Annotated in this window: 3 protein-coding genes and 1 pseudogene; 3 read left to right on the forward strand and 1 reads right to left on the reverse strand. The window is 47.0% G+C overall.

Features of this window, described 5'->3' with window-relative positions; genetic code table 11:
- Window positions 1-248 (reverse strand): hypothetical protein (locus Q0688_RS26485; protein ID WP_299084744.1); only part of this gene is annotated, 248 nt, incomplete at its 3' end.
- Between the two features lie 55 nt (window positions 249-303).
- Here Q0688_RS26485 and Q0688_RS26490 point away from each other — a divergent pair.
- The 3 genes and pseudogenes from Q0688_RS26490 to Q0688_RS26500 all read left to right on the forward strand — a co-directional run.
- Window positions 304-600, forward strand: coding sequence for a hypothetical protein (locus Q0688_RS26490; protein ID WP_299084747.1), 297 nt, complete (start codon window positions 304-306; stop codon window positions 598-600).
- Window positions 588-938, forward strand: coding sequence for an IS66 family insertion sequence element accessory protein TnpB (gene tnpB, locus Q0688_RS26495; protein ID WP_299084750.1), 351 nt, complete (start codon window positions 588-590; stop codon window positions 936-938). Before Q0688_RS26490 ends, tnpB begins: the two co-directional genes overlap by 13 nt.
- 185 nt (window positions 939-1123) lie before the next feature.
- Window positions 1124-2316 (forward strand): annotated as a pseudogene (locus Q0688_RS26500) (IS66 family transposase); the annotation flags it as partial.

The following is a 2316-nucleotide window of genomic DNA, read 5'->3' on the forward strand; positions in this document are numbered from 1 at the left end:
GTAAAGCCACCAATATCAAGAATTAGCTTTTGTAGAAGTGTCGTTTTCCCTGTTCCCACATCTGCTAACACAGCGATATGCTTGTGTTTCAGTATCTCGTTCGACAGCTTTAAACGTTCCTCACCCTCCGAGTTCAGCGCAAATGAGAGGTATTTTGCATCTTCGTATGTTGTAGGTGAGATGTATCCACCAGTATATACTTCAACGATTGTTTTCTGTGCTTCACCGTAAGCGTCCAGCCCAACCATCTAGAAACACAGAATAGATTTCATTATTCTCAGATATTTTTCATGAGGATAACAGATGGCACTACCTAGAGATCAGCAGGAACATATAGAGGCCTGGCAGTCGAGTGGTTTATCACAAGTCGCCTATTGCCGCCAACATAAGCTGAATTCCAAAACATTTTCGAACTGGTTGCGGATTTATCGTTTTCAGCAAGTATCCTCAGTTGCGCCGACTTTGATTCCAGTCGAGATTACATCGCAAGTTTCGTCATCTGGCATGTTGTGCTTACGTTGTCCGCAAGGACATACGCTGGAACTGCCAGCAGATGTATCACCACAATGGCTGTCAGAATTACTAAAATGCCTGGATTAATTGTTAATCCAGGAGAAATCTGGTTGGCGGTAGAGCCGATTGATATGCGCCGTGGTATTGATGGTCTGTCGATGGTGGTGCAACAGTCTTTGGAACATGAGCCCTGCGCAGGTTCAGCTTTTGTGTTTTGCAATCGCGCCAATAATCGCATCAAAGTGTTGCTATGGGACGGTACAGGTGTGTGGTTATGTCAGCGCCGATTACATCAGGGTAAGTTTGTTTGGCCGAAGTTAAATGAGCGCTGTTTTGCGTTGACGCAAGCGCAATGGGAGTGGTTGATGGCAGGTGTCAATTGGCAGCGATTATCGGCATTGCCCCCTGCGCATTTGAAGGCTTAATAAAACAACCATAAGCCTTTGTACATCAGTAATGTGGCGGTGTTTATGGTAAAATAAACCCCATGAAAACGCTTGCTGAATTGGATCAGTTGAGTCTTGATGCAGCCACTAAAACTCAAGTGGCTGACTTGGTTCAAACGCTGCTTAATGAAGCGAAACAATCGCAAAAAGAAATTCATTTTCAGCAACTCAAGATCCAAGCGCTTACCATGGAATTGGCTTATTTACGCCGTATCCGGTTTGGTAAAAAGAGTGAATCGTTGTCATCAAAGCAAACCGATTTATTTGAAGAAACATTGCAATCTGATTTGGCAGCGGTAAATGCTGAAATAGAACAGTTTGATCCGCCAGAAAAAACCAATCCAGTAAAGCCGCTGCGTTCTCGTGCTGGTCGCCAACCATTACCAGATCACCTGCCGCGTATTGAACACCGCCATGAACCAAAGTCTTGCCAGTGTGGTCAATGCGGCCACAACCTGGTTAAAATCAGCGAAGATGTCAGCGAACAGCTGGATGTGGAGCCAGCTAAGTTTTTCGTTCATCGCCATATTCGCCCACAATATGCCTGCAAGACTTGTGAAACAGTATTCGCTGCACCTATCCCGCCAGCGATCATTGATGGCGGTATGGCCGCACCTGGCCTGTTGAGTTGGATACTGGCCAGCAAATACTTGAACCACCTCCCGCTCTATCGGCTTGAACAGATTGCCGCACGTGAACAAGTCACGCTATCGCGCTCCACAATGGCGGAATGGGTTGGGCGTAGTGGTGTTGCTTTGCAACCTTTGGTTGATCGATTAATTTGGCACTTGTTACAAGGCAACACGTTGCATGCCGATGAAACACCAGTAGCACAGCTCGAACCCGGCAAAGGCAAAACCCGCAATGCCTATTTATGGGCCTATCGCAACAATGATCTGGAACCTGGACCACGCATCATCGTCTTCGACTATCAAGCCGGGCGTAGTGGCCGGTATGCGCAAAACTTCCTGGAAGATTGGCAAGGCCATTTGATGGTTGACGGCTATGGCGGCTACAAAGCACTGTTCTCTGCGAAACAAGCCGATCCCTGTATTGAATTGGCTTGCTGGGCGCACGCACGGCGTAAATTCTTTGACTTGCATAAAGCCAATGACAGCCCGATGGCTTTTGAAGCGTTGCAGCGCATTGGTAACTTATATGCAATTGAGGCAGAAGGTAAAAACCTGGGCATCGAAGAACGCCAGCTATTACGCAAAGAAAAAAGCTTACCTGCACTCAATACATTGCATGACTGGCTGATACAAACACGCACTCAAACTGCAAGCGGCGGTGGCTCCGCCAAAGCGTTAGACTATACGTTAAAACGTTGGACGAGTCTGATTCGCTATGCGCAGAC

The organism is uncultured Paraglaciecola sp. (assembly GCF_937123705.1).
Lineage (GTDB): Bacteria > Pseudomonadota > Gammaproteobacteria > Enterobacterales > Alteromonadaceae > Paraglaciecola.

What these genes read in the sequence shown, in the direction of transcription:
- Q0688_RS26490 (WP_299084747.1), top strand. Translation starts at nt 304, where the DNA reads ATGGCACTACCTAGAGATCAGCAGGAACATATAGAGGCCTGGCAGTCG.
- tnpB (WP_299084750.1), top strand. Translation starts at nt 588, where the DNA reads ATGCCTGGATTAATTGTTAATCCAGGAGAAATCTGGTTGGCGGTAGAG.